Source organism: Pseudomonas sp. IT-P176 (assembly GCF_949767245.1).
Lineage (GTDB): Bacteria > Pseudomonadota > Gammaproteobacteria > Pseudomonadales > Pseudomonadaceae > Aquipseudomonas.
The window spans coordinates 210953-237350 of record NZ_CATKPN010000079.1; the positions used below are offsets into that span (position 1 = coordinate 210953).

Annotated in this window: 28 protein-coding genes and 1 pseudogene; 13 read left to right on the forward strand and 16 right to left on the reverse strand. The window is 62.5% G+C overall.

Annotated elements, in window-relative coordinates; translation table 11 throughout:
- Positions 1 to 30 precede the first annotated feature (30 nt).
- A complete protein-coding gene (locus ACM6IP_RS22175) occupies positions 31 to 1182 on the reverse strand; it encodes an MFS transporter (protein ID WP_414862289.1) in 1152 nt (383 codons plus the stop codon).
- Positions 1183 to 1341: 159 nt separating this feature from the next.
- Here ACM6IP_RS22175 and ACM6IP_RS22180 point away from each other — a divergent pair, with 159 nt between their 5' ends.
- Complete coding sequence (locus tag ACM6IP_RS22180; RefSeq protein WP_414862290.1) at positions 1342 to 2334, forward strand: diaminopimelate epimerase; 993 nt, start codon at positions 1342 to 1344, stop codon at positions 2332 to 2334.
- 46 nt (positions 2335 to 2380) lie between these two features.
- On the opposite strand, the gene codA is transcribed toward ACM6IP_RS22180, so the two are convergent.
- The 4 genes from codA to ACM6IP_RS22200 all read right to left on the reverse strand — a co-directional run bounded on the left by codA (position 2381) and on the right by ACM6IP_RS22200 (position 6675).
- Positions 2381 to 3625 carry a cytosine deaminase gene (codA, locus tag ACM6IP_RS22185; RefSeq protein ID WP_414862291.1) on the reverse strand — a complete coding sequence of 415 codons (1245 nt, stop codon included), beginning with the start codon at positions 3623 to 3625 and terminating at the stop codon, positions 2381 to 2383.
- A gap of 13 nt (positions 3626 to 3638) precedes the next feature.
- On the reverse strand, positions 3639 to 4910 hold the full coding sequence (gene codB, locus ACM6IP_RS22190) for a cytosine permease (RefSeq protein ID WP_414862292.1): 1272 nt from the start codon (positions 4908 to 4910) through the stop codon (positions 3639 to 3641).
- Between the two features lie 234 nt (positions 4911 to 5144).
- A complete protein-coding gene (queD, locus tag ACM6IP_RS22195) occupies positions 5145 to 5501 on the reverse strand; it encodes a 6-carboxytetrahydropterin synthase QueD (RefSeq protein WP_007955941.1) in 357 nt (118 codons plus the stop codon).
- 94 nt (positions 5502 to 5595) lie between these two features.
- Entirely contained in the window at positions 5596 to 6675 is a 1080-nt protein-coding gene (locus ACM6IP_RS22200) for a patatin-like phospholipase family protein (protein WP_414862293.1), read from the reverse strand.
- 166 nt (positions 6676 to 6841) lie between these two features.
- Here ACM6IP_RS22200 and ACM6IP_RS22205 point away from each other — a divergent pair, with 166 nt between their 5' ends.
- The 4 genes from ACM6IP_RS22205 to ACM6IP_RS22220 are packed head-to-tail and all read left to right on the forward strand — an operon-like array spanning position 6842 to position 9443.
- Entirely contained in the window at positions 6842 to 7150 is a 309-nt protein-coding gene (locus ACM6IP_RS22205) for a PepSY domain-containing protein (protein WP_095167752.1), read from the forward strand.
- The gene (locus tag ACM6IP_RS22210; protein ID WP_095167754.1) at positions 7150 to 7461 is read left to right on the forward strand and encodes a PepSY domain-containing protein; all 312 of its coding nucleotides are present in this window, start codon (positions 7150 to 7152) and stop codon (positions 7459 to 7461) included. Before ACM6IP_RS22205 ends, ACM6IP_RS22210 begins: the two co-directional genes overlap by 1 nt.
- A gap of 3 nt (positions 7462 to 7464) precedes the next feature.
- On the forward strand, positions 7465 to 8133 hold the full coding sequence (locus tag ACM6IP_RS22215) for a response regulator transcription factor (protein WP_095167756.1): 669 nt from the start codon (positions 7465 to 7467) through the stop codon (positions 8131 to 8133).
- Entirely contained in the window at positions 8130 to 9443 is a 1314-nt protein-coding gene (locus ACM6IP_RS22220) for a sensor histidine kinase (RefSeq protein ID WP_401126652.1), read from the forward strand. Before ACM6IP_RS22215 ends, ACM6IP_RS22220 begins: the two co-directional genes overlap by 4 nt.
- Positions 9444 to 9492: 49 nt before the next feature.
- Here the strand turns inward: ACM6IP_RS22220 and ACM6IP_RS22225 are convergent, their stop codons facing one another.
- Together ACM6IP_RS22225 and ACM6IP_RS22230 are read right to left on the reverse strand one after the other, a co-directional pair.
- The gene (locus ACM6IP_RS22225; RefSeq protein WP_371917584.1) at positions 9493 to 10248 is read right to left on the reverse strand and encodes a methyl-accepting chemotaxis protein; all 756 of its coding nucleotides are present in this window, start codon (positions 10246 to 10248) and stop codon (positions 9493 to 9495) included.
- 102 nt (positions 10249 to 10350) lie between these two features.
- Positions 10351 to 11826, reverse strand: a pseudogene (locus ACM6IP_RS22230) (HAMP domain-containing protein); the annotation flags it as partial.
- Positions 11827 to 11873: 47 nt separating this feature from the next.
- Here ACM6IP_RS22230 and ACM6IP_RS22235 point away from each other — a divergent pair.
- Positions 11874 to 13190: a Na+/H+ antiporter family protein gene (locus ACM6IP_RS22235; RefSeq protein ID WP_162530224.1), complete on the forward strand. Its 1317-nt coding sequence runs from the start codon at positions 11874 to 11876 to the stop codon at positions 13188 to 13190.
- 183 nt (positions 13191 to 13373) lie between these two features.
- On the opposite strand, the gene yegQ is transcribed toward ACM6IP_RS22235, so the two are convergent.
- On the reverse strand, positions 13374 to 14699 hold the full coding sequence (gene yegQ, locus ACM6IP_RS22240) for a tRNA 5-hydroxyuridine modification protein YegQ (RefSeq protein ID WP_159994571.1): 1326 nt from the start codon (positions 14697 to 14699) through the stop codon (positions 13374 to 13376).
- Between the two features lie 156 nt (positions 14700 to 14855).
- Between yegQ and ACM6IP_RS22245 the strand changes: the two genes are divergently transcribed.
- Complete coding sequence (locus ACM6IP_RS22245) at positions 14856 to 15917, forward strand: AI-2E family transporter (protein ID WP_159994573.1); 1062 nt, start codon at positions 14856 to 14858, stop codon at positions 15915 to 15917.
- Here ACM6IP_RS22245 and ACM6IP_RS22250 read toward each other — a convergent pair.
- From ACM6IP_RS22250 to ACM6IP_RS22260, 3 genes are all read right to left on the reverse strand, one after another.
- Positions 15914 to 16096 carry a hypothetical protein gene (locus ACM6IP_RS22250; RefSeq protein WP_095167766.1) on the reverse strand — a complete coding sequence of 61 codons (183 nt, stop codon included), beginning with the start codon at positions 16094 to 16096 and terminating at the stop codon, positions 15914 to 15916. The two genes, ACM6IP_RS22245 and ACM6IP_RS22250, sit on opposite strands and share 4 nt — an antisense overlap.
- Positions 16097 to 16192: 96 nt before the next feature.
- Complete coding sequence (locus ACM6IP_RS22255) at positions 16193 to 16387, reverse strand: hypothetical protein (RefSeq protein ID WP_095167768.1); 195 nt, start codon at positions 16385 to 16387, stop codon at positions 16193 to 16195.
- A 247-nt stretch (positions 16388 to 16634) separates the two neighbouring features.
- The gene (locus ACM6IP_RS22260; RefSeq protein WP_159994577.1) at positions 16635 to 16988 is read right to left on the reverse strand and encodes a hypothetical protein; all 354 of its coding nucleotides are present in this window, start codon (positions 16986 to 16988) and stop codon (positions 16635 to 16637) included.
- Positions 16989 to 17233: 245 nt separating this feature from the next.
- On the opposite strand from ACM6IP_RS22260, the gene ACM6IP_RS22265 reads away from it, so the two are divergent.
- A complete protein-coding gene (locus ACM6IP_RS22265; RefSeq protein WP_095167771.1) occupies positions 17234 to 18052 on the forward strand; it encodes a shikimate 5-dehydrogenase in 819 nt (272 codons plus the stop codon).
- 36 nt (positions 18053 to 18088) lie between these two features.
- Here ACM6IP_RS22265 and ACM6IP_RS22270 read toward each other — a convergent pair whose 3' ends face one another.
- Positions 18089 to 18736, reverse strand: coding sequence for a YceH family protein (locus tag ACM6IP_RS22270; RefSeq protein WP_095167773.1), 648 nt, complete (start codon positions 18734 to 18736; stop codon positions 18089 to 18091).
- A 129-nt stretch (positions 18737 to 18865) separates the two neighbouring features.
- Here ACM6IP_RS22270 and ACM6IP_RS22275 point away from each other — a divergent pair, with 129 nt between their 5' ends.
- Positions 18866 to 19375 (forward strand): DUF1993 family protein, encoded by a 510-nt coding sequence (locus tag ACM6IP_RS22275; protein WP_159994581.1) that lies wholly within the window; start codon positions 18866 to 18868, stop codon positions 19373 to 19375.
- Between the two features lie 65 nt (positions 19376 to 19440).
- Here ACM6IP_RS22275 and sstT read toward each other — a convergent pair whose 3' ends face one another.
- Complete coding sequence (gene sstT, locus ACM6IP_RS22280) at positions 19441 to 20673, reverse strand: serine/threonine transporter SstT (RefSeq protein WP_159994583.1); 1233 nt, start codon at positions 20671 to 20673, stop codon at positions 19441 to 19443.
- Positions 20674 to 20974: 301 nt separating this feature from the next.
- On the opposite strand from sstT, the gene ACM6IP_RS22285 reads away from it, so the two are divergent.
- On the forward strand, positions 20975 to 22129 hold the full coding sequence (locus tag ACM6IP_RS22285; protein ID WP_414862294.1) for an MFS transporter: 1155 nt from the start codon (positions 20975 to 20977) through the stop codon (positions 22127 to 22129).
- A 4-nt stretch (positions 22130 to 22133) separates the two neighbouring features.
- Here the strand turns inward: ACM6IP_RS22285 and nhaR are convergent, their stop codons facing one another.
- The gene (nhaR, locus tag ACM6IP_RS22290) at positions 22134 to 23030 is read right to left on the reverse strand and encodes a transcriptional activator NhaR (RefSeq protein WP_095167780.1); all 897 of its coding nucleotides are present in this window, start codon (positions 23028 to 23030) and stop codon (positions 22134 to 22136) included.
- 133 nt (positions 23031 to 23163) lie between these two features.
- Between nhaR and ACM6IP_RS22295 the strand changes: the two genes are divergently transcribed.
- Positions 23164 to 23415 carry a hypothetical protein gene (locus tag ACM6IP_RS22295; RefSeq protein ID WP_095167782.1) on the forward strand — a complete coding sequence of 84 codons (252 nt, stop codon included), beginning with the start codon at positions 23164 to 23166 and terminating at the stop codon, positions 23413 to 23415.
- A 29-nt stretch (positions 23416 to 23444) separates the two neighbouring features.
- Entirely contained in the window at positions 23445 to 24194 is a 750-nt protein-coding gene (locus tag ACM6IP_RS22300; protein WP_159994587.1) for a TerC family protein, read from the forward strand.
- 73 nt (positions 24195 to 24267) lie between these two features.
- Here the strand turns inward: ACM6IP_RS22300 and ACM6IP_RS22305 are convergent, their stop codons facing one another.
- Positions 24268 to 24471 carry a hypothetical protein gene (locus ACM6IP_RS22305; protein WP_095167786.1) on the reverse strand — a complete coding sequence of 68 codons (204 nt, stop codon included), beginning with the start codon at positions 24469 to 24471 and terminating at the stop codon, positions 24268 to 24270.
- 175 nt (positions 24472 to 24646) lie between these two features.
- On the opposite strand from ACM6IP_RS22305, the gene ACM6IP_RS22310 reads away from it, so the two are divergent.
- A complete protein-coding gene (locus tag ACM6IP_RS22310) occupies positions 24647 to 25324 on the forward strand; it encodes a hypothetical protein (protein WP_095167788.1) in 678 nt (225 codons plus the stop codon).
- Positions 25325 to 25363: 39 nt separating this feature from the next.
- Here the strand turns inward: ACM6IP_RS22310 and pbpG are convergent, their stop codons facing one another.
- Positions 25364 to 26302 carry a D-alanyl-D-alanine endopeptidase gene (pbpG, locus tag ACM6IP_RS22315; protein ID WP_095167790.1) on the reverse strand — a complete coding sequence of 313 codons (939 nt, stop codon included), beginning with the start codon at positions 26300 to 26302 and terminating at the stop codon, positions 25364 to 25366.
- Positions 26303 to 26398: the final 96 nt, after the last annotated feature.

A 26398-nucleotide genomic window follows, 5' to 3' on the forward strand; every position in this document is an offset into this window, starting at 1 on the left:
CTCCCACAAACGAGCCAGCTCGCGATGCTGTCACACCTTCAACACTTTCCCGCCAATGGCCACTGCCACCAGCAACAGCGCCATCAAGCCAAAGGCAAAACTCAGGCTGCTGGCGTGGGCGACAAAACCGATCACTGCGGGCCCGGCGAGAATGCCGGCATAACCCAGGGTGGTGATAGCCGGCACGGCAATGCTTTCGGGCATCACCGTCTGTTTGCCGACCGCGGTGTACAGCACCGGCACGATGTTCGAACAGCCCACGCCCAGTAGCGCATAGCCCACCAGGGCCGCTTCCCAGCTCGGGGCAAAGGTCGCCAGGAACAAGCCCGCGGCGGCGGTCAGGCCACCGAACACGATCACCCGGGTAGCGCCCAGTCGGCGGACAATCCGGTCGCCGGTCAGGCGTCCGATGGTCATGGTCAGGGCGAACGCCGCATACCCCAATCCCGCATACGCCGTGTCGATCCCACGCTCCTGGGCGAGGAATACCGCGCTCCAGTCCAGTGCCGCGCCTTCAGCCAGGAACACGATGAAGCACATGCCACCGATGAACAGCACGATCCCGTGGGGCACCGCAAACGCCGGCCCGGTGCTTTCGCTGCCGTAGGTCAGCAGATGGGGCGCGGCCTTGAACAGGGCCGCAAGGAGCATCAGGATCACCACGGCCATCGCCCCCAGCGGAGAAATGCCCAGGCCCAGCAGGGCGCTGACCCCCGCCGCGCCGACAATCCCACCGAGGCTGAACATGCCATGAAAACCCGACATCATGGTCTTGCCGCTGGCGCGCTCGACAATCACCGCCTGCAGGTTGGTCGTCGAGTCCACCGTACCCAGGCCGGCACCGAACAGGAACAGTGCAGCAATCAGCAGGGGCACCGTGGACACCGTCGCCAGCAACGGCAGCGCCAGGCAGATCAGCAGCGTGCCGCCGGTCAGCACGCGCCGACAGCCGAAGCGCGTCGCCAGCACGCCGGCCAGCGGCATCGCCAGGATCGAGCCGACCCCCAGGCTCAGTAGCAGCAGGCCGAGGGTGCCTTCATCCAGCCCGGCCCGTGCCTTGGCGTAGGGCACCAGCGGCGCCCACGCGGCAATGCCAAAGCCGGCGATGAAGAATGCGATGCGGGTCGACATCTGCTCGAGGCGCCCAGGGATTACCTGGGCGGGTGACGTGATGGCGGTCATGGAAAATCCTTGGTCTTTCAATGGAAGCGACAAACAGGGGCACATCCTTGCACATCAGTGACCGTCAGACGACCTCGGGGTTCGTCACCAGGCGGTTCGTTGATCCGAGGAAATCGCCTACAGTGGGCAATCACTCCAGACTCAACCCAGGATCTGTTCATGACCTCGTTGTTTGATGCACGCGGGAACATCTATGCGGTGGTCAGCCCCCAGCAATTGCGCGAACTGGGGATCGACCTGCCTGACACCGCCGCCGAGGCGGCGCAACAACGAATGGCCTGGACTTCACGGGCGATCCTGGCCTGCTGCAGTTGGGCGCCGGGCACGCAGCCAGACGGGGCCAAGGCGCATTGCAGCGATGGTTTGCTGGTCGGCCCATTTCAACAGGCCGCGCCCTTTGACCTGTTGATCGTCAACACCGACGGGACCCTGGCCGAGCGCAGCGGCAATGGCTTGACCATCTTCGCCCAGGCGTTGACCGAGCAGGGCTTGATGCTGGCCGAGGGCTGCAGTCTGCTCAAGGTCCATCATGACCAGGGCAACGCCCGGTCGCCCGTGCAAACCTCGGTACACGCGGCCGAAGTCGAGGCTGTGCAAGGGTTTTGGCTGGACCTGGGCAAGCCTCAGTTCGGCCCGCCGGCGGTGGCGGCTCAGGGAGTGTCAGCGGCGCAGTTGAATCAGCGACCATTGAGCCATGTGCCGCAGCTGGCCCGGGTCAATCCTCAGTGGCAACACAGTCAATTCGTGCGCATCGGCAACCCCCATTGCGTGACGTTGGTGACCCAGGCGGACGGGCTGCCGAGCAACCTGCAGATGGCCGCTCCCGGCCTGGCGGACGACCTGACTCGCATTGCATTCGCCCCACCCAGCGGCGGGGGGCAGCCCTGTGCCGCCGGGGTCAATCTGCAATGGGCAATGCGCGAATCGGCCAACCGCCTCAGTGCCCGGGTGTTCGAACGCGGTGAAGGCCCGACCGCGTCCTCGGGCACCAGCGCCAGCGCGGTAGCCTGTGCCGCGTGGAGTGTCGGCTGGGTGACCGCGGGCAGGGTAGCGGTGGTGATGCCCGGCGGCACGGCCCCAGTGTTGCTCGAAGAGCAGGACGGTGAGTTGAACCGGGTCAGCTTGTTCGGGACGGCGCGCTTGATCCGGTGAATTCAGATCCGCCATCGCGAGCCTGCTCGCGATGAGGCCGATCGGATCAAGCCGAGCCAAACATCTCGACCACTGGCATCTGGCGTTTCATCAACACCTTGCCGCCGCGGATCGAGTACAGCGGCAGTCCCTGGCTGCGGATCACTTCGTAGTCACTGTCGGCCGAGAGGATCAGCAGGTTGGCTGGCCGCCCCGGTTCCAGCCCGTAGCGGTCGCCCAGGGCCATGGCCTTGGCGCTGTTGTCGGTCACCAGGTCCAGCGAGCTTTGCAGGTTGCGGTAGCCGAGCATGTGGCAGATGTGCAGGCCGGCTTCCAGGACCCGCAAGATGTTGCCATTGCCCAGTGGGTACCACGGGTCGACGATCGAGTCCTGGCCAAAACACACGTTCATGCCGGCTTCGAGCAACTCGTTGACCCGGGTCACGCCCCGGCGTTTCGGGAAATTGTCGAAGCGCCCTTGCAAGTGAATGCTCTCGGTCGGGCAGGAGACAAAACTGATCCCCGAGTGCCCCAGCAGGCGAAACAGCTTGGCGCAGTAGGCGTTGTCGTAGGAGCCCATGGCCGTGGTGTGGCTGGCGGTCACCCGCGCACCCATGTCGCGGCTGCGGGCTTCTTCGGCCAGCACTTCGAGAAAGCGTGAGTGCGGGTCGTCGGTTTCGTCGCAATGCACGTCCACCAGGCAGCCGGTGCGCTCGGCCAGGTCCATCAGGAACTTCACCGAGCTGACACCCTGGTCGCGGGTGTATTCAAAATGCGGAATGCCCCCCACCACGTCGGCGCCCAGGCGAATCGCTTCCGCCATCAGCTCGCGGCCATTGCGGTAGGACTCGATGCCTTCCTGGGGAAAGGCGACGATCTGCAGGTCGATCAGGTGCCGGCTCTCTTCGCGCACTTCGAGCATGGCCTTGAGCGCGGTCAGTTGCGGGTCGGTGACATCGACGTGGGTGCGCACATGCTGGATGCCATGGGCGGCGAGGGTGTCAATGGTCTTTTTCGCCCGGGTCTTGGTGTCTTCCTGGGTAATGGTCGCCTTGCGCTCGCCCCAGCATTCGATGCCTTCGAACAGCGTGCCGCTCATGTTCCAGCGCGGCTCACCGGCGGTCAGCGTGGCGTCGAGGTGAATGTGCGGCTCGACGAAAGGCGGCACCACCAGGTTGCCGTTCGCGTCGAGGTCGTCGGGGCCCAGGGTCGGTGCCTCGGTCTGGCGGGCGATCCCGCTGATCAGGCCGTTTTCCAGGTGCAGCTCATGCAAGCCTTCACGGTTGCGCAGGCGGGCGTTGATGATGTGCATCAGGCGAATCCCTTTATAGATCTGGTAGTGCTGCGCTGGAGGTACGGGTCCCCAGGACGCAGGTCAATGCCACATACGTTAGCGCGGCAGCGCCGATCCCTACCAGCGGCGCGACCCACGGCGAGCCGAACGCGGCGACGGTGCCGACTGCATAGGCGCCGAGTCCGGCCCAGTTGAAGGCCGGCAGCCGGGCATCGGCCAGGCGCGGATAGTGGCCACGATAACGGTAGAAGAAGTCCGCCATGATCACTCCACCAATCGGCGGAATCACCGTGCCCAACAGGATCAGGTAAGGGACCAGCATGTCGTACATGCCCAGCAGCGCCAGCAGAGTGCCGATCACGGCGCCGGCCAGGGTCACGGTTTTGCGCCGCCGGGTGCGCAACAGGTTGCAGCCGGCCACGGCGAAGTTGTAGATGGTGTTGTCCTGGGTGCTCCAGATGTTGAGCAGCAGCATGGCCATCGCAGCGATGGCGAACCCTTGCAACAGCAGGACCTCGACCACATCCGGTTGCTGATAGACGATGGCCCCATAGGCACCGATCAGGACCATCAGGCCGTTGCCAAGGAAAAACCCGATCAGGCTCGCCAGCACCGCGACCCGGGCGGAACGGGAAAAGCGGGTCCAGTTGGTGGCCTGGGTCGCACCGCTGACAAAGGTGCCGAACACCAGGGTGATGGCGGTCGACCAGTCCATGTGGCTGCTCGGCACCACTGCCAGCAGCGCGTCGAGGCCACCGATCTGCAGCGTGGAAACCCACATCGACAGCATCAGCAGCATCATCATCGCCGGCACCGCGATGTAGGAGAGGATTTCCAGGCCGCGATAGCCGACATAGGCCGTGGCGCAGAACACCAGGCCGAACAGCACCATCAGCCCCAGCACCGTACCGTCGCTCAACTGCAAATATTTGCCCAGCACCACGGCAGCCGTGGCCGTGCCCCAGGCATACCAGCCAATCTGGGTGAAACCGAGGATCAGGTCGCTGAGCTTGCTGCCCAGTTCACCAAAGCAGAAACGTCCCATCAGCACCGAGTTGAGGCCGCTCTTGAAGGCGATGTAGCCCAGGCCTGCGGCATACATGCCCAGCAGCAGGTTGCCGAGGACAATCACCGTCATCATTTCGGCAAAACTGAATGCCACCCCGAGTTTGCCGCCGGCAAACATGGTCGCCGTAAAAAAAGTAAAGCCCAGCAGCACCATGGCCGTCGACATCAGGCCCTTGCGGGCATGCATCGGCACTTCACTGAGAGGGTAGTCGTTGCCCGGATCGTTCTGCGTCATGTGGCGTTCCTTGCGAGAGAGGAGGACGCGGGGGTGTTGCAGTGCTCATGCCAAAGCCGGTGATGGCCCTATTACTTATAGTCGAGCGCGGGTATTTGGCCCAAGACGGGCTCGAAAGCGGTGCGCCTGACCAAACACCGGACCCAAGTGGGAGCGCGTCTTCAGTCACAAGGAGCGCCAAACTACAGGCATAAAAAAACCACCGGGGACGGTGGTTTTTTTCGACTGCCTGGCTCACTCGCCGCGATAGATGCAACCGCTGGTGCAAGTCTCGTGGATGCGGATTGCACTGAGTTCCGGCAGCAGTGGCTTGAGTTCATTCCAGATGAACTTGGCCAGCACTTCACTGGTCGGGTTTTCCAGGCCAGGGATGTCGTTCAGGTAGTTGTGGTCCAGGCGCTCGTACAGCGGCTTGAAGATCGCCTTGATTTCCGAGAAGTCACGGATCCAGCCAGTGTGCGGGTCGAGGTCACCGCTCAGGTGGATCGCCACTTTGAACGAGTGGCCGTGCAGGCGCCCGCACTTGTGGCCGTCCGGAACGTGGGGCAGGCGGTGGGCGGACTCGAAGGTGAATTCTTTGAAAATTTCCACAGTGGTTTGAGCTCTGTCAGGTGGCTATCGCCCGCGGCGATGGGGCAGGCCGCGAGTTTAACAGCTTGAAATAACGCTTGCGGGAAAACACTGACTAAAGGGTCAGCAAGTGCTCGCCCAGGCGGCCGCTGGCGGCCAGTTCGAGGAACTCGTCGCCCAGGCGCTGGCTTTCCTGCATGGTGGTGCGCCAGTATTTCTGGCGGCCGGGGGCATCATCCATGAATCGCTTGAAGTCGTTGCGGTCCGGGAGTTTGCCGTAGGGCAGGCGGGCCAGGTAGTCCTTGGACGGTGCCAGCAACAGTACATCCTGCAAGCGCTGGGGGCAGGCGCGACGCCAGGGCAGGGTCTTGTCGAACCAGCCAGGAATTACCCGGTCGGTAAAGTGCGGATAAAGCACGATGTCGTCGCCGCTGTAGGGCAAATCGAGGTGGTAGTCCAGCAGGCCACCGTCGCGAAAGGTCCCGGCTCCGGCCCCCGGCAAGTCACGCACGCCCTCCATGACCATCGGGATCGAACCCGACGCGAGCAAGGCCTGGCGCAAGTTGCCGGCATTCAACGCGACATAACGCGAAGGGAAGTCGTGCAGGGCATTGAGCGGCGGCGCGAGGCGCGGATCATGGATGATCAGCCGTTCGAAATGTCGCGACAAGCGTGCGCGTCCCCGCAGGTTATCGGCGATCACCGACGACAGCCCCAGGCCGAGGCGGCCGCGGTGATCGTCCGCCAGCAGGCCGTGGCTCCTGACCACCATGATGTTCAAACGGTAGTGGGGGTTGTCGAGGATCCGCGCATCGCGGCCATCGAGCAGTTCATCGAGCATGCGCCGCGAGCTCTGGCTGATCTGCGCCATGCTTACGCCTTTGCTGAAATGCTGTTCGGTGTAGAGCTGGCCCAGGCGCTGGATACCTTCGGCGGCGTCCGGCAAGCAAGCACTGGCGAAGCGCCAGGAACCCACCGAGGCGCCAATCAGCGAGCGCTCACGGGGCGCGGCCGGCAACCACTCGCCGAACAGCGCCAGGTCCAGGCCCTGGATGCCCAGGGCTTTGGGCCCACCGGCGGCACCGGGCAGCGTGCCCACTTGCATCGCGTTCAGGCCCTGTTGCCGAATCCGCGTGAAAGCCCGCGGTCCGGCCTTGAGGGTCAGGGCCGGGAATTTGATATGGATAGCGCTCATACAGCTCTCGCTTAGTGCAGCCAGGCTTGCGGGGCATCCTGGGGACGCCATCGCCGGCAAGCCGCGCTCCTGCTGGGTTGGTGTACGTCGTCCATCAATGATGGCGATTCAGTTTGAATTAAGTTGCTGCCGTTAGTCTGGGCCCATACCGATCTGGAGACCGCCCATGAAAACCCTGACCACCCTGTTCACCGCCAGCCTGATCGCCCTGACGGCCAGCCTGGCCCACGCCCGTGACCTGGGACCGGATGAGGCCCTGAGATTGCGTGACGCTGGTACCATTGTGTCTTTCGAGAAGCTCAATGCCAGCGCACTGGCCAAACACCCCGGCGCGACCATCACTGAAACCGAACTGGAAGAAGAGTACGGCAAGTACATCTACCAGATCGAGTTGCGTGATCAACAAGGCATTCAGTGGGACCTGGAATTGGACGCTGTCAGCGGGCAGCTACTCAAGGATCATCAGGATACGTAATGAAGGTTAATCTGCGCGCTTATGGGCTTGGTGCCCTGGCGCTACTGGCGGTCTGCTCACTGGCAGTGGCCCGCGATCTCGATCAGGACGAAGCCCTGCGCCTGCGCCAGCAAGGGGTGATCCTGCCGCTGGAGCAACTGCTGCAGCAGGCGCTGGACCGCTACCCTGGCGCCAAGCTCCTGGAAGCGGAGCTGGAAGAGAAGCATGACGTCTACATTTATGAAGTCGAACTGCTGACCCCGCAGGGCGTGGTGCGTGAGCTGGACCTGGACGCCAGGACCGGCCGTTTACTCAAAGACAAGGAAGATTGATCGATGCGTTTGCTTCTGGTGGAAGACCACGTGCCGCTGGCCGACGAGTTGTTGGCCGGACTCAATCGCCAGGGTTACGCGGTGGACTGGCTGGCCGATGGACGCGATGCCGTGTACCAGGGCAGCAGCGAGCCCTATGACCTGATCGTCCTCGACCTCGGCTTGCCGGGCCTGCCGGGTCTGGAAGTGCTCAGCCAATGGCGCGCGGGTGGCCTGGCCACGCCGGTGCTGGTGCTGACCGCGCGCGACTCCTGGGCCGAACGCATCGAGGGGCTCAAGGCGGGCGCCGACGACTACCTGACTAAACCTTTTCACCCCGAAGAGCTGCACCTGCGGATTCAGGCGCTGCTGCGCCGTTCCCACGGCCAGGCCAATCAGCCGACGCTCAAGTCCGCCGGCCTGCACCTGGACGAGGGCCGGCAGTGCGTGGTTCGCGATGGCGCCGATATCCAGTTGACCGCCGCCGAATTCCGCCTGTTGCGCTACTTCATGCTGCACCCGCAGCAGATCCTGTCCAAAAGCCACCTGGCCGAACACCTCTACGACGGTGAAACCGAGCGCGACTCCAATGTCCTCGAAGTCCACGTCAACCACCTGCGGCGCAAGCTGGGGCGCAGCGTGATCGAAACCCGTCGAGGCCAGGGCTACCTGTTCGGTGGGCAGGCGCAGTGAGGTCGATCCAGCGGCGCTTGAGCCTGGGCCTGATCAGCGTGTTGCTGATCGTCGGCCTGGTGCTGGTGCAGACCAGCCTGTGGTTGTTCGAACAGGGGCTGCAACGCTACCTCGAAGCGGGCCTGCGCAACGACAGTGAAAACCTGCTGGTGGCCCTGGTGCGCGGCCCGCAAGGCGTGCAATTGGACGAGCGTCGCCTGTCGCCGGCCTATCAGCGGCCATTCTCCGGGCATTATTTCCGCATCGACTTTGCCGACACACACTGGCGTTCGCGTTCGTTGTGGGACCAGGAACTGCCGTTGCTCGAGCAGCCGGGCCTGCACAGCAACCTGCAATTAGGGCCTGAGGGTCAGCAACTGCTGGTGTTGCGTTCGGACTACCGGCGCCTGGGCCAGTCGATCTCCATCAGCGTGGCCCAGGACTACACCCCGGTGCAGGAGAGCTTCCGGCGCATGCGTCAGATCGGCCTCGGCCTCGGCCTGGCCTGCCTGCTGCTGATTCTGCTATTGCAGCGGATCACCGTGCGCCGCGCGCTGCGCCCGCTGGAAAGCGCGCGCGAGCAGATCGCCCAATTGCAACAGGGGCAACGCTCGCAACTGGACGCCCAGGTCCCCGAAGAACTGGAACCCCTGGTGGCGCAGATCAACCATCTGCTGGCGCACACCGAGGACAGCCTCAAGCGCTCGCGCAATGCCCTGGGCAACCTCGGCCATGCGCTGAAGACCCCGTTGGCGGTGTTGCTGAGCCTGGCTTCCAGCGACAAGCTGGATGCCCATCCCGAGCTGCGTAAAGTCCTGCAAACGCAACTGGAGCAGGTGCAGCAGCGCTTGAACCGTGAACTGAACCGTGCGCGGCTGGCCGGTGACGCCTTGCCCGGCGCGTTGTTTGATTGCGATGCCGAGCTGCCGGGGTTACTGGCTACCTTGAACATGATTCACGGGGAGCACCTGGACCTCAGTTACGTCGCGCCGGCCGGTCTGCACCTGCCGTGGGATCGCGAGGACTTGCTGGAATTGCTCGGCAACTTGCTGGACAACGCCTGCAAATGGGCCGACGCCGAGGTGCGCCTGAGCGTGGCGCTGGCGCCAGAGGGCTTTGTGCTGGCGGTCGAAGACGATGGCCCGGGGATTCCCGAAGCCCAGCGCGACCAGGTATTCAGCCGCGGTACACGCCTGGATGAACAGACCAACGGGCATGGCCTGGGCTTGGGCATCGTGCGCGATATCGTCGAGGCGTGGGGCGGGATATTGCGCTTGGAAGAAAGCCAGTGGGGCGGATTGCGGGTAGTGATCGAGTTACCCAGGATCTGATAGCTGATCAGGCCAGTGGGGCGCGTCTGTTCGCCCCACTGGCGCTGGATTACACCCGGAACTGATCCATCAGGCTCTGCTGCTGGTTGGCCAGAGTGTTGAGCGACTGGCTGACCCGGGCAGATTCATTGGCCTGGCCCGATAGCGACTCGGTCACGTCGCGGATGGTTGCCACGTTGTTGTTGATCTCTTCGGCCACCGCGCTCTGTTCTTCGGCGGCACTGGCAATCTGCAGATTCATGTCGGTAATCACCGTCACCGCGTCGCCGATCTGGCGCAGTGCGGTCACGGCCTGGCCAACCTGCTCGACGCTGCCCTGGGCTTGGCGGTGGCTGTTGCCCATGGCGCCGACCACTTGCTGGGTGCCACTTTGCAGTTGCTCGATCACCTGGCGGGTTTCCTCCACCGACTCTTGCGTGCGGCGGGCGAGGTTGCGCACCTCGTCGGCCACCACCGCAAAACCGCGCCCGGCTTCCCCGGCGCGCGCGGCTTCAATGGCGGCGTTGAGCGCCAGCAGGTTGGTCTGCTCGGCGATGGCGCGAATCACTTCCAGCACCGAACCGATTTTCTCGCTGTTGGCCGCCAGGCCTTCGACCTGGACCATGGCCGTGCTCATGTCGGCGGCCAGGCTGTCGATGCTGGCGGTGGTACGGTCGATCACGGTCAGGCCCTGGCGGGTAGCCTGGTCCGCGTCGCGCGCCGCTTGTGCCGCCTGCGCTGCACTGCGGGCGACGTCCTGGGCGGTGGCGCTCATTTCGTGGGAGGCGGTGGCCACCTGATCGACCTGGCGGTACTGCTGCTCCATCCCGGCGCTGGTCTGGGTGGCGATGGCCGAGGACTGGTCGGCGGTGCTGCGGGCGTCCTGCACCGAACGTTTGACCTCGGCGATGATCGGTTGCAGCTTGTCGAGGAAGCGGTTGAACCAGCCGGCCAGTTGCCCGAGTTCGTCCTGCTTGTCGTAGGCCAGGCGCCGGGTCAAGTCGCCTTCGCCGCTGGCGATGTCTTCGAGCATCTGGGCCACGCCGAGAATCGGCCGGGTCACGCTGCGGGCCATCAGCCACACCAGCAGCAGGCCGATGACCGCGGCTATCAGGCCCAGGCCCAACTCGATCAGGGTGCCGGTGGTGTTGGTGGCGTCGAGTTCGGCCTGCAGGGCCTGTGCCGGGCCGACCACGACCTGTTGCGGCACGTCGAGCAACACCCCCCAGGCCTTGCCGCCGGGAATCGGTTCGAACGGCGAGAGCACCTTGAGTTGCTGCTGGCTACGCAGGCTCTGGGTCTGGTTACTGGTGCCCAGCATGCGCAGCAGTTCGCTGCCGTCCTGGTCCACCGTGCCCAGGCGCTGGCTGAGTTTGCTGGCGTCCGGGCTGTAGCCGGCGAGCAGGCCGACGGGGCTGAGGATGCTGACGCTCGTCTGGCCGTCGTAGAGTTCGCGGCTCGCCTGCTGGCTGACGGCCTGCAGGCTGTTGAGGTTGATGTCCACCGACAGCGAGGCGATGACTTTGCCATCCGCCAGCAAGGGGAAGACGATGCTGGTCATCAGCACGTTCTGGCCATCGATCACATAGAAGTAGGGTTCGATCACGCAGGGCTTGAGGGTTGCGCGCGGGCAAGTGAACCAGGCATTGGCCGGTTCGCCGCTGGGGCCGGTGCTGGTGTCGGCCATGTCGCTTTCGGGCAGCGCCATCGAGTTCAACTTGCCGGCGGTCGGCTGCGACCAGTACAGGGCAAAGCGGCCCTTGTCGTTGCTGCCCAGTTCTTCCTGGCCGGCAAACAACTCGTCCTTGCCATCCAGGGCGTTGGCTTCGAATACCAGCGACAGTCCGAGTAGTTGCGGGTTGGCCTGCAGCGCCGACTTGACCTGGCGGGTCAGGTCTTCGCGCAGATCGAAGGCGTCGAGGAAACGCTTCTCGGCCTGTTCGCGCAGGAACAGTACCTGGCGCGAGAAGCCATGGCCATATTGATAGGCGTCCATGAACTGCTGGCGAATACCCAGCGCCTGGACTTCGCCCTGGGCTTCGATGCGCGACTGGGCCGCTTCATTGAGCATGCTCATGCTCGACGCCTTGACCAGTTCGGAACTGTGCTCCATGCGATACAACGACAGGCCCACCAGCAAGGTCACGATGCCGGCCAGGCACAGCCCGGCCAGCAGGGTGATTTTCCATTGAATCGACAGCTGTCTGAGTGACATGGAGGCGCCCTTAATCGATAAATATCCAAGACCTGGACCTGTAACGGCCTCATCAGCGCTTTCTTGAGTCCTGTACCAACTGCCGCGTAGTTTTTGACAAGCGCGGCGGGCTGCGGCACAGTGCGCGCCCTCTAATAAAACCTCTATTTCATCCGGTGTCGGCCCTTGCAGCTGGCAGGCCGGACTCATCCCGTTTGCGCCGCGTTCGGCGGCGACTGTGCCTTGAGGTAACGATGATTAATGCAGTAATTGCCGCGGTCGGCATCATGCTGGTACTCAGCCTGTCCCGCGTGCATGTGGTGATCGCGCTGATCATTGGCGCCCTGGTGGGTGGCCTGACCGGCGGCCTGGGTATGCAAGCGACGCTCAAGGCCTTCAACAGTGGCCTGGGCGGCGGCGCGACCGTGGCGTTGTCCTACGCCTTGCTCGGCGCCTTTGCGGTGGCGATTGCCAAGTCTGGCCTGGCCCATGCCTTGGCAGACAAGGCCCTGGCCCTGGTGGATCGGCAGGACGCCAATGGCGGCGGCCAGGTCAAGTGGTTACTGATCGGTTTGCTCTGGGTGGTGGCAATCGCCTCGCAGAACATCCTGCCGATTCACATTGCCTTTATCCCGCTGCTGGTGCCGCCGCTGCTGTATGTGTTGACCAAGTTGCAACTGGATCGCCGCTTGATCGCCTGCGTCATGACCTTCGGCTTGATCACGCCGTACATGTTCCTGCCGGTGGGTTTCGGCAATATCTTCCTTAATGAGATTCTGCTGGCCAACGTGGCCAAGAGCGGCGTCGACATCAGTGGCGTCAACGTCACCCACGCCATGGGTATTCCGGCGTTGGGCATGGTGTTCGGGTTGTTGCTGGCGTTTGTCAGCTACCGCAAGAAACGCGTGTATGACCTGGAGAAAATCGAGCGGGTCGAGCAGGTGGCAGTCCAGTACAACCCGCTGACCTTGATGGTGGCAGGGCTGGCGATTGCCGCCGCCTTCATCATCCAGTTGCTGCTGGATTCGATGATTATCGGCGCTTTGGCCGGGTTCCTGATCTTCTCGGTATCGGGGGTGGTGCGCTGGCGCGAGACCGACGATCTGTTCACCGAAGGCATGAAGATGATGGCGATGATTGGTTTCATCATGATCGCCGCCTCTGGGTTCGCCGAGGTCATGAAGGCCACCGGCGAGGTGCAGACCCTGGTTGAGACGTCGGCGGCGTGGATCGGCCACAGCAAGGGCGTCGGTGCGTTGCTGATGCTGCTGGTCGGGCTGCTGGTGACCATGGGTATCGGCTCGTCCTTTTCCACGGTGCCGATCCTGGCGGCGATCTTTGTGCCGCTGTGCGTGCAACTGGGCTTCAGTCCGTTGGCCATCGTCTGCATCGTCGGCACCGCCGGCGCCTTGGGTGACGCCGGTTCACCAGCCTCGGACTCGACCCTGGGCCCAACCTCGGGCCTGAACATCGACGGCCAGCATCACCATATCTGGGACACCGTGGTCCCGACGTTCCTGCACTACAACCTGCCGTTGCTGGCGTTTGGTTGGGTGGCGGCGATGGTGTTGTAACCCGGCAATCACGCTTGTTGCAGGGGCGGCGCTCGCTTGCGGCGCCCGCTTGCGGTGCTTGTATTCATCCTGGATGGGCGCGTTATCGTTGACGTTCTTCGCGAGCAAGCCGCAAGCGGGCACCCGCTCCTACAGGGGGCTGGGTGTGTGCCTAGAGGGATTGTGTAGGTGCGAGGGCCACGATCAGCCCTTGTTCACGTCTCGCATCAACAGCCCATATTGCAAGTCCACCGCATCCGGAATCGGCAGGTAGACGATGTGGCCGTCCCCCGGTGCCACTTCCAGCGGCTCGCCCTTGGCGTTCTGCAACTGCTGCAGGTCGAAGTGGAAATTGCCTTTGGGGGTCATCAGTTCCATGTGGTCGCCCAGGGCAAAGCGGTTTTTCACTTTGACCTCGGCCAGGCGCTCACGGCGCTCGCCGGTCAGCTCGCCGACGAACTGCTGGCGGTCGCAGACCGAACTGCCGTTCTGGTAGTTCTGGTATTCGTCATGGACGTGGCGGCGCAGGAAACCTTCGGTGTAGCCGCGCTGGGCCAGGGATTCCAGGTCAGTCATCAGGCTGCGGTCGAACGGGCGGCCGGCGACGGCGTCGTCGATTGCACGGCGGTAGACCTGGGTGGTGCGTGCGCAATAGAAGTGCGACTTGGTCCGGCCTTCGATCTTCAGCGAATGCACGCCCATGTGCGTCAGACGCTCCACGTGCTGCACGGCGCGCAGGTCCTTGGCGTTCATGATGTAGGTGCCGTGCTCATCTTCAAAGGCCGGCAGCAGTTCGTCCGGGCGATTGGCTTCCTGCAACAGGAACACCTGGTCGGTCGGTGTGCCGAGGCCCAGGGTCGGTTGCGGCGCAAACTGCTGGACGATCTGGCCCACGTGGTTTTCCGTCGCCGGCTGGGCTGCGTACTTCCAGCGGCAGGCGTTGGTGCAGGATCCCTGGTTGGCATCGCGCTTGTTCATGTAGCCCGACAGCAGGCAGCGCCCGGAATAGGCCATGCACAGTGCGCCGTGGACAAACACTTCCAGCTCCATGGCCGGTACCTGCTGGCGGATCTCGGCGATTTCCTCCAGGGATAACTCGCGCGAGAGGATGATCCGGCTCAGCCCTTGCTGTTGCCAGAACTCGACACTGGCCCAGTTGACGGTATTGGCTTGCACCGAGAGGTGGATCGGCATCTGCGGGAAATGCCGGCGCACCAGCATGATCAAGCCCGGGTCGGACATGATCAGCGCGTCCGGGGCCATGGCAATCACCGGTTCGAGGTCCTTGAGAAAGGTCTTGAGCTTGGCGTTGTGCGGGGCGATGTTGATCACCACGTAAAAGCGCTTGCCCTGGGCCTGGGCCTCGCTGATCCCGAGGGCCAGGTTGGCGTGATCGAACTCATTGTTGCGCACCCGCAGGCTGTAGCGCGGCTGGCCGGCATACACCGCATCGGCACCATAGGCGAAGGCATAACGCATGTTTTTCAGGGTGCCGGCAGGGGCAAGCAGTTCGGGCGTGGCGAGAGTCATGGCAGCGTCGATCGCAAAAGGGCGCGAGGGTAGGGCAGGTGCGCCGGACGTTTATTGATCTGGATCTATGCTCGATGAAGAAATCACGGCACTCGCGCGTTGCGTGGCTGACTAACCTGTAAGGCGCAGTCGGCGTTTTTCAGACATGGATCGGACATGAACCACTCCTCGATACAGAACAAATCACTGATGGTCCTGCTGGTCCTGGTCACCCTGGCGTTTATCTGGATTCTCCTGCCGTTCTACGGTGCGGTGTTCTGGGCGGTGATCCTGGGCATCGTGTTTGCCCCGTTGCAGCATCGGCTGCAATTGAAGTTTGGCTGGCAACGTAACCTGGTCTCGCTGTTTACCCTTAGCGTGTGCCTGGTGATCGCGATCTTGCCGGTGATCATCATCAGCGCCTTGCTGGTGCAGGAGGGAGCCACGCTCTACAAGAACATCGAGAGCGGCGAACTGGACATTGCCGGCTACCTGGCGCAGTTCAAACACAGCCTGCCGCCGTATTTCCAGCACCTGCTGGATCGTTTCGGCATGGGCGACTTGAGTGGCTTGCGGGAAAAAATCGTCAAGGGGGCGATGCAGGGCAGCGAGTTTTTTGCCACCCAGGCGTTCAGCTTCGGTCAGGGCACGTTCGAGTTCCTGGTGAGTTTTTTCATCATGCTGTACCTGCTGTTCTTCTTTTTACGCGACGGCCCGGAGCTGGCGCGCAAGCTGCGCACGGCGGTGCCTTTGGAAGAGCATCAAAAACGCCGCCTGCAGCTCAAGTTCAACCGCGTGGTGCGGGCCACGGTCAAAGGCAACCTGCTGGTGGCCGTCACGCAGGGCGCGCTGGGTGGGCTGATCTTCTGGTTCCTGGACATTCCCAGTGCGCTGCTCTGGGCGGTGTTGATGGCGTTTCTGTCGCTGTTGCCGGCGGTGGGGGCGGGGATTGTCTGGGCGCCCGTCGCAGCCTGGTTCCTGCTCAGTGGTGCGGTCTGGCAGGGGGTGGTCCTGGGGTTGTACGGGGTGTTCGTGATCGGCCTGGTGGATAACGTGTTGCGCCCGATCCTGGTAGGCAAGGACACCAAGATGCCGGATTACCTGATCCTGATCTCGACCCTGGGCGGCCTGGCGGTTTTCGGGCTCAATGGTTTTGTCATTGGTCCGTTGATCGCCGCACTGTTCATCTCCAGCTGGGCGCTGTACGTCGAAACCAAGCCGCGGGTGCAGTTGCCTTAAGCGCTCAGGGTAAAACTGCCGATGCGTTGCGACAGGGCCTGGGCGGCGGGCAGCGAGGTCAGCGGGCCACTGATGGCCTCGCCGTCCTGCACCACATACCAACAGGCGAGCAATCCCAGCTCTCTGAGGGGCGCGGGGACGGCGCTACCAATCACGGACATGATCTGAACCTTGGGCATAAGTACCTCCATCAATCGATGGAGCTACCTTACCGGCGCGCTGATTCCTGGGACAATCAACGCGCTCGATAGTGGACATTGACGGCGTTGGGGCGGTCAGTCGACGACCTGGTCGAGCATGTTCATGACTTCGTGTTCATTGAGCAGGCCTTTGCGCACCAGGTTCTCGGCCAGTAGCGAAAGAAACTTGGCACTGCGATGGCCCTCAAGGTGCTTGAGTTCGGTCAGTGCGCTATAGACCTTGCTGGAGGTGCAGAGTCCGACAATGCGGTGCGGGTTTTGCGTGGGCATAGAGGGTCGTCCTTGTTTTTATTAACCGTTTGTGACGGACAGAATAGAGATTGCGGTCCTGTCATGACATAAATATGACACCTGGGCGACGCAAGCCAGGCTATTCGTCGGATCCATCATGCGCCATCTTGCCGCAGGCATTGTCCCGGCAGCGACCTTGGCGAGATTTATTCAGACATGCAATCGGCTGCAAAACGGCAACAGGCCCCGCAGCGATGCAAGGCCTGGGGTTTTTTTCGGCCAGCGCTTACCAGCGTGGACCGTAGTAGCGGGGTGGGCCGTAATAACCATGGGGCGGGCCGTAGTACACCGGTGCCGGGCGGTAGTAGACCGGTTGTTGCACATACACCGGCTGCGGCTGGTAGTAGACCGGCGGCGGTTGCTGGATGTACACCGGTTGCGGCTGGAGGTAGACCGGTTGCTGGACATACACGGGGCGTTGCGAGTTGGCGATCACCGAGCCTGCGACCACGGCACCGACAACCGCGCCGACTGCCGCCGGCGCACCCCATCCGTAGTAACCACCACCGTGGGCCTGGGCCTGTCCTGCGACAGCGAAGGCTCCGATCAGCAAGGCAATTGCAGGGAGTTTACGGAGCATGATGGTTCCTCGTTGTGTCTCCCCGGCGCCTGGTTCTGCGATAGAGCCAGCAAGTGTCGCGGGGATATCTCTCAGACAGCGTTTTTTGGCGATTTCACGAGGCGCCTGGGTAAATTTTGTGTAAGGTCTGTAGCGCCGTCCGGACCCGGCTACGCCAACAGGGCCGGGCACCTTGTCATGATTGATCAACGTTTGCGGGCTGGCTAATCCCGTTGGTCTGAAAGTGCTTAGCGAAGGAGTTCCACATGCTGATGAACCCGAACAAAGACACCCAACTGTGCATGTCGTTGTCGGGGCGCCCCGGAAATTTCGGCCTGCGTTTCCACAACCATCTGTACGAGCAACTGGGCCTGAACTTCTACTACAAAGCGTTCAGCAGCCAGGACCTGCCGGGGGCGGTGGCGGGGATTCGCGCCCTGGGTATCCGCGGTTGTGGGGTGTCGATGCCGTTCAAGGAAGCCTGCATCGCCCTGGTCGATGAGCTGGACGCATCGGCGGCGGCCATCGCCTCGATCAACACCATCGTCAACACCAACGGTCATCTCAAGGCCTACAACACCGACTACATCGCGATCGCGCAATTACTCAAGAGCCACGCCGTGCCGCAGGCTTCAAGCTTCGCCTTGCGCGGCAGCGGTGGCATGGCCAAGGCGGTTGCCAGTGCCCTGCGCGATGGCGGCTACAGCAACGGCCTGATCGTGGCCCGCAATGCAAGTGCCGGGCGCGCCCTGGCCGACTCGCTGGGGTATCGCTGGCAAGCGGAACTGGGCGAGGAGCGCCCGCAGATGCTGATCAACGTCACGCCCATTGGCATGGCCGGTGGCAGCGAGGCCGAGCAACTGGCGTTCCCGGCCGAGGTGATCGATCAGGCGCAGATCGTCTTCGATGTGGTGGCGATTCCCTCGCAAACTCCGCTGATCGTGCAGGCCCAGGCGGCTGGCAAGCAGGTGATCACCGGCCTTGAAGTCATCGCCATCCAGGCGCTGGAGCAGTTTGTGTTGTACACCGGCGTGCGCCCCAGCGAAGCGCAATTCCAGCAAGCGGTGGCGTTTGCCCGCGCCTGATCAGGCGGCGGGGCAGGGTAGACGGGCCTGGCAGGGTTACTCGAGTCGGGCCAGGCGCTCTTCAAGCGCGGCAATTCGCGCTTCCAGCTCTTCAATGCGCTCCAGAGACACACCGCTGGCGCTGCCGCGCTCCACTGGGTTCTGGCGCGCCGCGAGGATCGCTTCGATATCCGCCGGGTCGCCCAAGGCGTGCATGTAGCGGTCTTCGCGCTGGCCCGCCTGGCGCGGGATGAGCAGCGCCAGGTTACGGGCGATCAGGCGTTCCAGTTGATGCACGACTTGCTCGGCATCTTCGAAGTCGTGCATGCGGCCGCTGCGGGTCAGCAGTTCGTTGACCGTCTGCGGACCTCTTAAAAACAACAGCCCGGTCAGGATCACCTGCGCCGGCACCAACTCCAGCGCCTTGTCCAGGCGATGCTCCCAGCGATCGGCGCGGCTGCCCATCACCAATCGGGTAAAACCGCGCCCTTCAAGTGCGCGCAGGCTTTGCCCGACCTGACCCTGGCTCAGGTTCATCACCGGTTCGCGGCTGGTTTTCTGGTTGCAGGCGATAACCACGGCATTGAGGGTCAGCGGGTAGGTTTCCGGGCTGGTGGCCTGCTTCTCGATCAAGCAACCGAGGATGCGCAGCTCGGTGCTGCTCAGGCGCAAGTCTTCGGTGGAGGTCTCTTGTTCTGTGCTCATCGCGCTTTCCCTATGCAGTCGAAGCCGTCTAGCCTAATCCTTGCACAGTAAAAGACAAGCCGCACGGCGCCTCAGGCATGGCTATAATCGCGCCATCCTTCACAGCCCCCACTCTCCAGCGAGACTGCCATGACTATTTCTCTGTACGCTGCATCCGTTCCTGTCTTCAAGCAAATGCTCAACGCCCTGAGCGATGTGCTGAACAAGGCCGAGGCCCATGCCACGGCCAAGAACATCGACCCTAATGCCCTGCTGCAGGCGCGCCTGTTCCCGGACATGTTCCCGTTGGTACGTCAGGTGCAGATCGCCGTCGATTTCGCCAAGGGCGTTTCGGCCCGCCTGGCTGAAGTCGAGCTGCCGAAGTACGACGACAGCGAAGTGACCTTCGCCGAGCTGCAAGCGTTGATCGCCAAGGTCCTGGCCTTCATCGACGGCATCCAGCCTGCGCAGATCGATGGCAAGGAAGGTATCGAGATCGTTACCCGTCCAGGCACGCCTAAAGAGAAGCGCTTCAGCGGCCAGTCCTACCTGCTGACCTACGGTCTGCCGCAGTTCTTCTTCCATGTCACCACCACCTACGCGATTCTGCGTCACAACGGTGTGGAAGTCGGCAAGCGCGATTACATGGGCGCGTTCTAAACCCCAGCGCAACAAAAAAGCCCGCCCCGGTGTGAACCTGGGCGGGCTTTTTGTTGAGGCGGATTTTACACGGTCTGCTCGCTGTTGGTTTCCTCGGCCATACAGGCCGCAGCGGTGAAGAGCACGTCGGTGGAGGAGTTCAGTGCGGTTTCCGCCGAGTCCTGCAACACACCGATGATGAAACCGACCGCTACCACTTGCATGGCGATTTCGCTGGGGATGCCGAACAGGCTGCAGGCCAGGGGAATCAGCAGCAGCGAGCCGCCGGCGACACCCGAGGCGCCACAGGCGCAAATGGCCGCGACAATGCTCAGCAGGATGGCGGTGGGGATGTCCACGGCAATGCCCAGGGTGTGCACAGCCGCCAGGGTCAGCACGGTGATGGTGATTGCCGCGCCGGCCATGTTGATGGTGGCGCCCAGCGGGATGGAGACCGAGTAGGTGTCTTCATGCAGGCCCAGGCGCTTGCTCAACTCCAGGTTGACTGGAATGTTGGCCGCCGAGCTGCGGGTAAAGAAGGCGGTGATCCCGCTTTCACGCAGGCAGGTCAATACCAGCGGGTAAGGGTTGCGGCGCAGTTTCCAGTAGACGATGGCTGGGTTCATCACCAGTGCCACGAACAGCATGCAGCCTAGCAGCACGGCCAGCAGGTGCAGGTAGCCGACCAGCGCGCCGAAGCCTGAGGTGGCCAGGGTCGAGGCCACCAGGCCAAAAATCCCCAGCGGCGCAAAGCGGATCACCAGGCGCACGATCAGGGTCACCCCGTTGGACAGGTCGCCCAGCACGGTGCGGGTGGTTTCGCCGGCGTGGCGGATAGCCACGCCCATGCCGATGGCCCAGGCCAGGATGCCGATGAAGTTGGCGTTCATCAGGGCGCTGACCGGGTTATCGACCACGCTCAGCAGCAGGCTTTGCAGGACCTCGGTGATCCCGCCGGGGGCGGTGATCGCCACATCATGGGTCGCCAGTACCAAGTTCGACGGGAACAGGGTGCTGGCCACCACCGCAACCACGGCCGCGGCAAAGGTGCCCAGCAGGTAGAGGAAGAGGATCGGGCGGATGTGGGTTTCCTGGCCGTGCTTGTGGTTGGCAATCGAGGCCATGACCAGCACGAACACCAGGATTGGGGCGACGGCCTTGAGCGCCGAGACAAACACCTTGCCGATGAACGCGGTGGACTTCGCCGCATCAGGCGCAAGCAGGGCCAGGGCAATCCCGGCGATCAGGCCGATGACAATCTGGGTGACCAGGCTGGTGCGTTTGAGTCTTTGCAAAAGAGTAGGCGGGGCAGCAGTCATAGCGGTATCTCTGATTTTTTTAGGGTGCCGTGAATCCATGTGGGGCCGCCAGCAACAAACGGGCAGGCTGGCGGAACCGGCAGGCAACGCGAACTGTCCAGTCTTTCGCGGGCGCGGACTTTAGCACAGCGTAGGCCGTATCCCGCAGACCTGTGACGATCTGACGCCAGCCTGGAAGGCGGTTCTGCACGTGTTGCTGCGGTACGGGGACGCATTCTGTTAAGATTCGCCATCCTTTTTTTCATCTCTGTGCAGTGAGCCCCCGGGCTATCGCTGGCGTTGTCGTTTTCTGGAGTTTTCCATGCTGTTGCCCATCCTGCTGTTGTCAGCCGCCGGATTTACCGTGCTGACCACGGAATTTGTCATTGTCGGGCTGTTGCCCTCGATTGCCCGCGACCTTGAGGTCAGTGTGTCCCAGGCGGGGCTGCTGGTGACCCTGTTCGCATTTACCGTCGCCGCCTTTGGTCCGTTCCTGACCGCGTACTGCGCGCGGTTCGAGCGTCGTCGACTGTTTATCAGCGTGCTGATTCTGTTCGGCCTGGCCAACACCCTGGCGGCCTTGGCGCCCAACATCGGGGTGATGGCCCTGGCACGGCTGATACCGGCCCTGGGGTTGCCGGTGTTCTGGGCGCTGGCCAGCGAAACGGCGGTGGACATTGTCGGGCCGCAGTACGCCGGCCGGGCGATTGCCAAGATCGGCTTCGGGATCGTCTGCGCCACGGTGTTCGGCATCCCCGTGGGCACGCTGATCTCGGATGCATTTGGCTGGCGCAGTGCGTTCGCTATCCTCGCGGTGATTGCCTTCGCCAAGGCCTTGCTGCTGTTTATCTACTTGCCCCGCACCGATCTGCACCAGCAACAGGTGAGCTTGCGCGCGCAGTTCAAGATCCTGCGCAGCCCGTTGATGCAAGGCCATGTGCTGTTGTCGATCCTGGTGTTCAGCGGCATGTTCACTGCTTACACCTACCTGGCGGATATTCTTGAGCGCCTGGCCGGCTTCAACGGCACGCTGGTGGGCTGGTGCTTGATGGGCTTCGGTGCAGTTGGCCTGATCGGCAATTCGCTGGGTGGGCGCATGGTCGACCGCCATCCGTTGATCGCTTCCATGGTGTTTTGTGGCTTCATGATCGGCGGCATGGTGGCGCTGGTGCCGAGTATCCACTCGACACTCGGGCTGGCGGCGGCGATGGGCGTGTGGGGCGTGACCCAGGCGGCGTTGTTCCTGGTCAGCCATGTGCGCCTGATGAAGGCCGCACCCCAGGCCCCAGCCTTCGCTGCGTCACTGAACATCGCCGGGGCCAACCTGGGGATCGGCCTGGGTGCGCTGGTGGGCGGGCGGGTGATCGATACCCTGGGCCTGGGTAGCCTGGGCTTTGCCGCAGCCGGGTTCATTGTGCTGTCGATCGTGCTGGCCCTGCTGCTGATGAAGTTCAAGGCGCCGGTGGCCTGCGCCTGAAGCCCTAGAGACTGGTGAACAGCTCGCGCCCCCCTTCGGTGATGGCGACGATGCCCGGGTGCTTGACCTTGCGCTCCACTGAAATGGCGTAAAACGACTCCGTCACCGCATCGGTCTGGCCGATCAACTGCACACCGTACTGGCGCCGGACCTCATCGGCGATCACGCTGGGGCCGATAAAAATCCCGCTGCCGGATTGGCCAAACGCCTGCATCAGGGCGCTGTCATCAAACTCGCCGACAATCCGCGGCTGGATTTTCTGCTCGGCGAACCAGCGTTGCAAACGACTGCGCACCACGGTTTCCTGGCCGGGAATCAGCAACGGGGCGCCGTGCAGGCAATGGGGGAAGTCGCTGCCGTAGCGTTGCGCCAGCTCCCGGGTGGCAAAAAAACTGATGCCACATTCACCGAGTTTCTGGCTGTAGCCCTTGATGTCCAGGTGCGAGGGCATGGGGCTGTCGGAAATCACCAGGTCCAGGCGCTGGATCGCCAGGTCGGCCAGCAGACGCTCCAGCTTGTCCTCACGGCAAGTAATGCGCAGCGGCTCGGTCAACTCCATGGTGGGCGCGATCAGGCGATAGACGATGGACTTGGGCACCACGTCCGCGACGCCGACTCGAAACACGATCTGCTGTTCATTGGGCTGGGCCCGCAGCAGGGCTTCCAGTTCACCTCCCAACTGAAACATCTGCTCGGCGTAGGGCAGGGCCTGGCGGCCGGCCTCGGTCAACTCCAGTTGACGCCCGACCCGACGAAACAGCTCGATGCCATAGGTCTGTTCGAGCAGGCTGATCTGGCCGCTGATGGTCTGTGGCGTGAGGTTCAGTTGCTCGCACGCACGCACGATGCTGCCGGTCTTGGCCACGACCCAGAAGTAATGCAATTGCCGATAATTGAGCATGACGAGCGCCGATTCGTAAAAACCGAAGTATAGACGCTAAAAATACGAATTTTCCTGAAGTGTCAGTCTCCTTAGAATGCCTCGCTATCGACGGGCCGCTGTGACGGCCGTCTCTGTTCTAACGAGGAAAACCATGAAGACCTTCAAGACCCTGACGGCAGCGTCCGTACTGGCCGTTTCCGCACTGCTGTTGACGGGCTGTGACCAGGCTGAAAAAAGTGCCCAGCAATTGATGGGCAAGGCGGCCGAGTCGGCCAAGCTGGCGATCGACGAGACCCACAAGGCGGCGGAACAGGCGCTGAGCGATGCCACCGGCAATATCATCGGCAAAAAAGACAGCCCGGCCGATAGCGATAAAGAACAAAGTTCGTCGCAGGAAATCTAATCCGTTTAACACCGAGTCAGGACTGACCCATGGAATACCTTTTACAACTTGCTGCAAGCCCCACTGCCTGGGTCGCCCTGGCTACCCTGATCGTCATGGAAATCGTGCTCGGCATCGATAACCTGATCTTCATCTCGATCCTGACCAACAAACTGCCCGAGCAACATCGGGCCAAGGCGCGCCGGATCGGTATCAGCATGGCCTTGGTGCTGCGCCTGGGTCTGTTGAGCACCATCGCCTTCATTGTGCAGTTGACTGCGCCGGTGATCGAGGTGCTAGGCCACGCGTTCTCCTGGAAAGACATGATCCTGATCGCCGGTGGCCTGTTCCTGTTGTGGAAGGCCACCACGGAAATCCACCACAGCATGGACCCGGCGCCGGATGATCCGACGTCGAAAACCTCGGGTGTGACCTTGGGGTTTGCCGCGGCTATCGGCCAGATCCTGATGCTCGACCTGGTGTTCTCTATCGACAGCATCATCACCGCCGTCGGCATGACCGAGCATTTGCCGATCATGATCATCGCGGTGCTGGTGTCGGTGTTGGTGATGTTGTTGGCGGCTGAGCCTCTGGCCAAGTTCATCAATGACAACCCGACCGTGGTAATGCTGGCCCTGGGCTTCCTGATCATGATCGGCATGACCCTGATCGCCGAAGGTTTTGGCGCCCACGTACCAAAAGGCTACGTCTATGCGGCAATGGCGTTCTCGGCGGCAATCGAGGTGCTGAACATGCTGTCGCGTAAAGCTCGGCAGAAGAAGCTGGCCCAACAGGCGTAACGTCTGAAGGCAACAATCAACGGTCGTCTGCACCCAGGGTGCAGGCGGCCGTTTTGTTTTATGGGGGGGGCGCTCAATGGGCAGAGGCGTGGGGTTGCTCGGGTTTGTGCTCTGGCGTCGGGGTTTGCGGCGCACGGTAGGCGTGGTGATGCCGGCGGGTTATGCGCAATACGCCCCACAGCATGGCCGCCGCTACGGCTAGCCAGCCAATGATCAGCAGCGCAACGGTGGTGATCAGGCTCATCAGTGCCTCCTCTTTGCCCTGCATCGGGCACATGCTTCTCGCAGGTGTCAGTCTAGCCGCTGTGATGTTGCAGGCTATTGACCAATGGTCGTGAGTCACCAACCAGTTTGCTCTATCAGCCGCAGCCGACTGCCGTTTAAGGCTATACCGCTGCTATGATCAGGGGCGAAGCCGGGACGCTGACGCCTGGCACCTGAACAAGTGAGTGATGATGTTGCCGGTACTTCCTCGATTTCGCTTTGCCTTGCTGGCTACCGCCTGCGTCTTGAGCCTGGCCGGGTGTGCCGGGAGTGTGCAGCCGGAAATCAAACGCCTGCCCGAGCGTGTCGAGCTCAGTGGCCGCTTCTATCGGGGCGACGCCTATCAGGGCGGCCCGCAGACCCTGGCCAGCCTGCTGTCGCAGCAGGGCGTGACGATTACCCCGGGATTGCTGGAAAAACCCTTGCGATTGCCCGGCGCCGAGGCGCAGTTGCAGCACAATATGCAGAAACTGGCCCGTGAATACGGGATGGTGGTCTATCCGCTGGACAGCAACCTGCCGGCACTGTTGACCCAGGTGGCCGCGGGTTATCCGGTGTGGCTGCGCTACACCGAGGGTTCGGCATTCTGGAAAGAGCCGAGGTATGCCTTGCTTGCCGGCTACAACCAACAGAAACAAACGGTGTTGCTGCGCTCGGGCCTGGAAAAGCGCCTGTTGATGGACTTCAAGTCCTTTGAGTCGGCTTTCCAAAGTGCAGGTGGCTGGGCGGTGCTGGTACAGGCACCGACGCAGATACCGGCCAAGGTTGATCGCCAGCGCTGGCTGCAGGCGGCCAATGAGCTAAGCCAGGCAGGGCGCGAAGAGGCGGCCGCCCAGGCGACCCAGGCATTGAATAGCCAGAAATGAAAAACGGCGCCCTTGGGCGCCGTTTGACTGTGGGGCGGATCAATCCGCCGTTTGTGCCACACCGCTCTGGCGGCTCTTGAGGTTCTTGTCGGCTTTGTACTGCAAGGCCACTGCCGGTACCGTGCTGCTCTTGCCGGTTTCGACCCATTGGCGGATCCGGCTGGCGTCGGCGAAGTGCGTGTACTTGCCGAAGGCATCGAGGATCACCAGCGAAACCGGGCGACCACCCATTCGGGTAATCAGTACCAGGCAATGGCCGGCCTGGTTGGTAAACCCGGTCTTGGTCAGTTGGATGTCCCAATTATCCTTGCGCACCAGGTGATCGGTGTTGTGAAAGCCCAGGGTGTAGTTGGGCTTGCGGAACGCCACGGTTTTTTCCTTGGTGGTGCTCAGTTCGCTCAGTAGTGGGTACTTGCGTGCCGCCTGCACCAGTTTGCTCAGGTCGCGGGCGGTGGAGACGTTGCTGGTCGACAGGCCGGTGGGCTCGACATAGTGGGTGCTGGTCATGCCCAGCGCCTTGGCCTTGGCGTTCATGGCTGCGATAAAGGCCACGTAGCCGCCCGGGTAGTGGTGAGCCAGGCTCGCGGCGGCGCGGTTTTCCGAGGACATCAGGGTAATCAGCAGCATTTCCCTGCGTGGCAGCTCACTACCAATCTTGACCCGCGAGAACACGCCTTTCATTTCCGGGGTGTCGCTGATCGACACGGAAATGTATTCCTCCATGTTCTGTTTGGCTTCCAGCACCACCAGGCCGGTCATCAACTTGGTGACCGAGGCGATGGGTACCACCACGTCCGGGTTGCTGGCGTAGATCAGCTTGTTGGTCTGCAGGTCGATCAGCATCGCGCTGCCGGAGGCAATATGCAGTTTCGAGGTGTCGCGAGGTACTGCGGTGGTTTCTGCCGCGTTGACGCTCGGCGTCAAGACGGTGCCTGAAAATGCCAAAAAGAGACTCAGGATAGAAAGACGGATTTTCACGCGAGTGGACTCGATAAATGTGGGTATGCCGTTGTGCAACGGGCTTTTTCCAGAAAAACGTTACATTTTATGAGCGTAGCTGAGGAACTGTCGAAT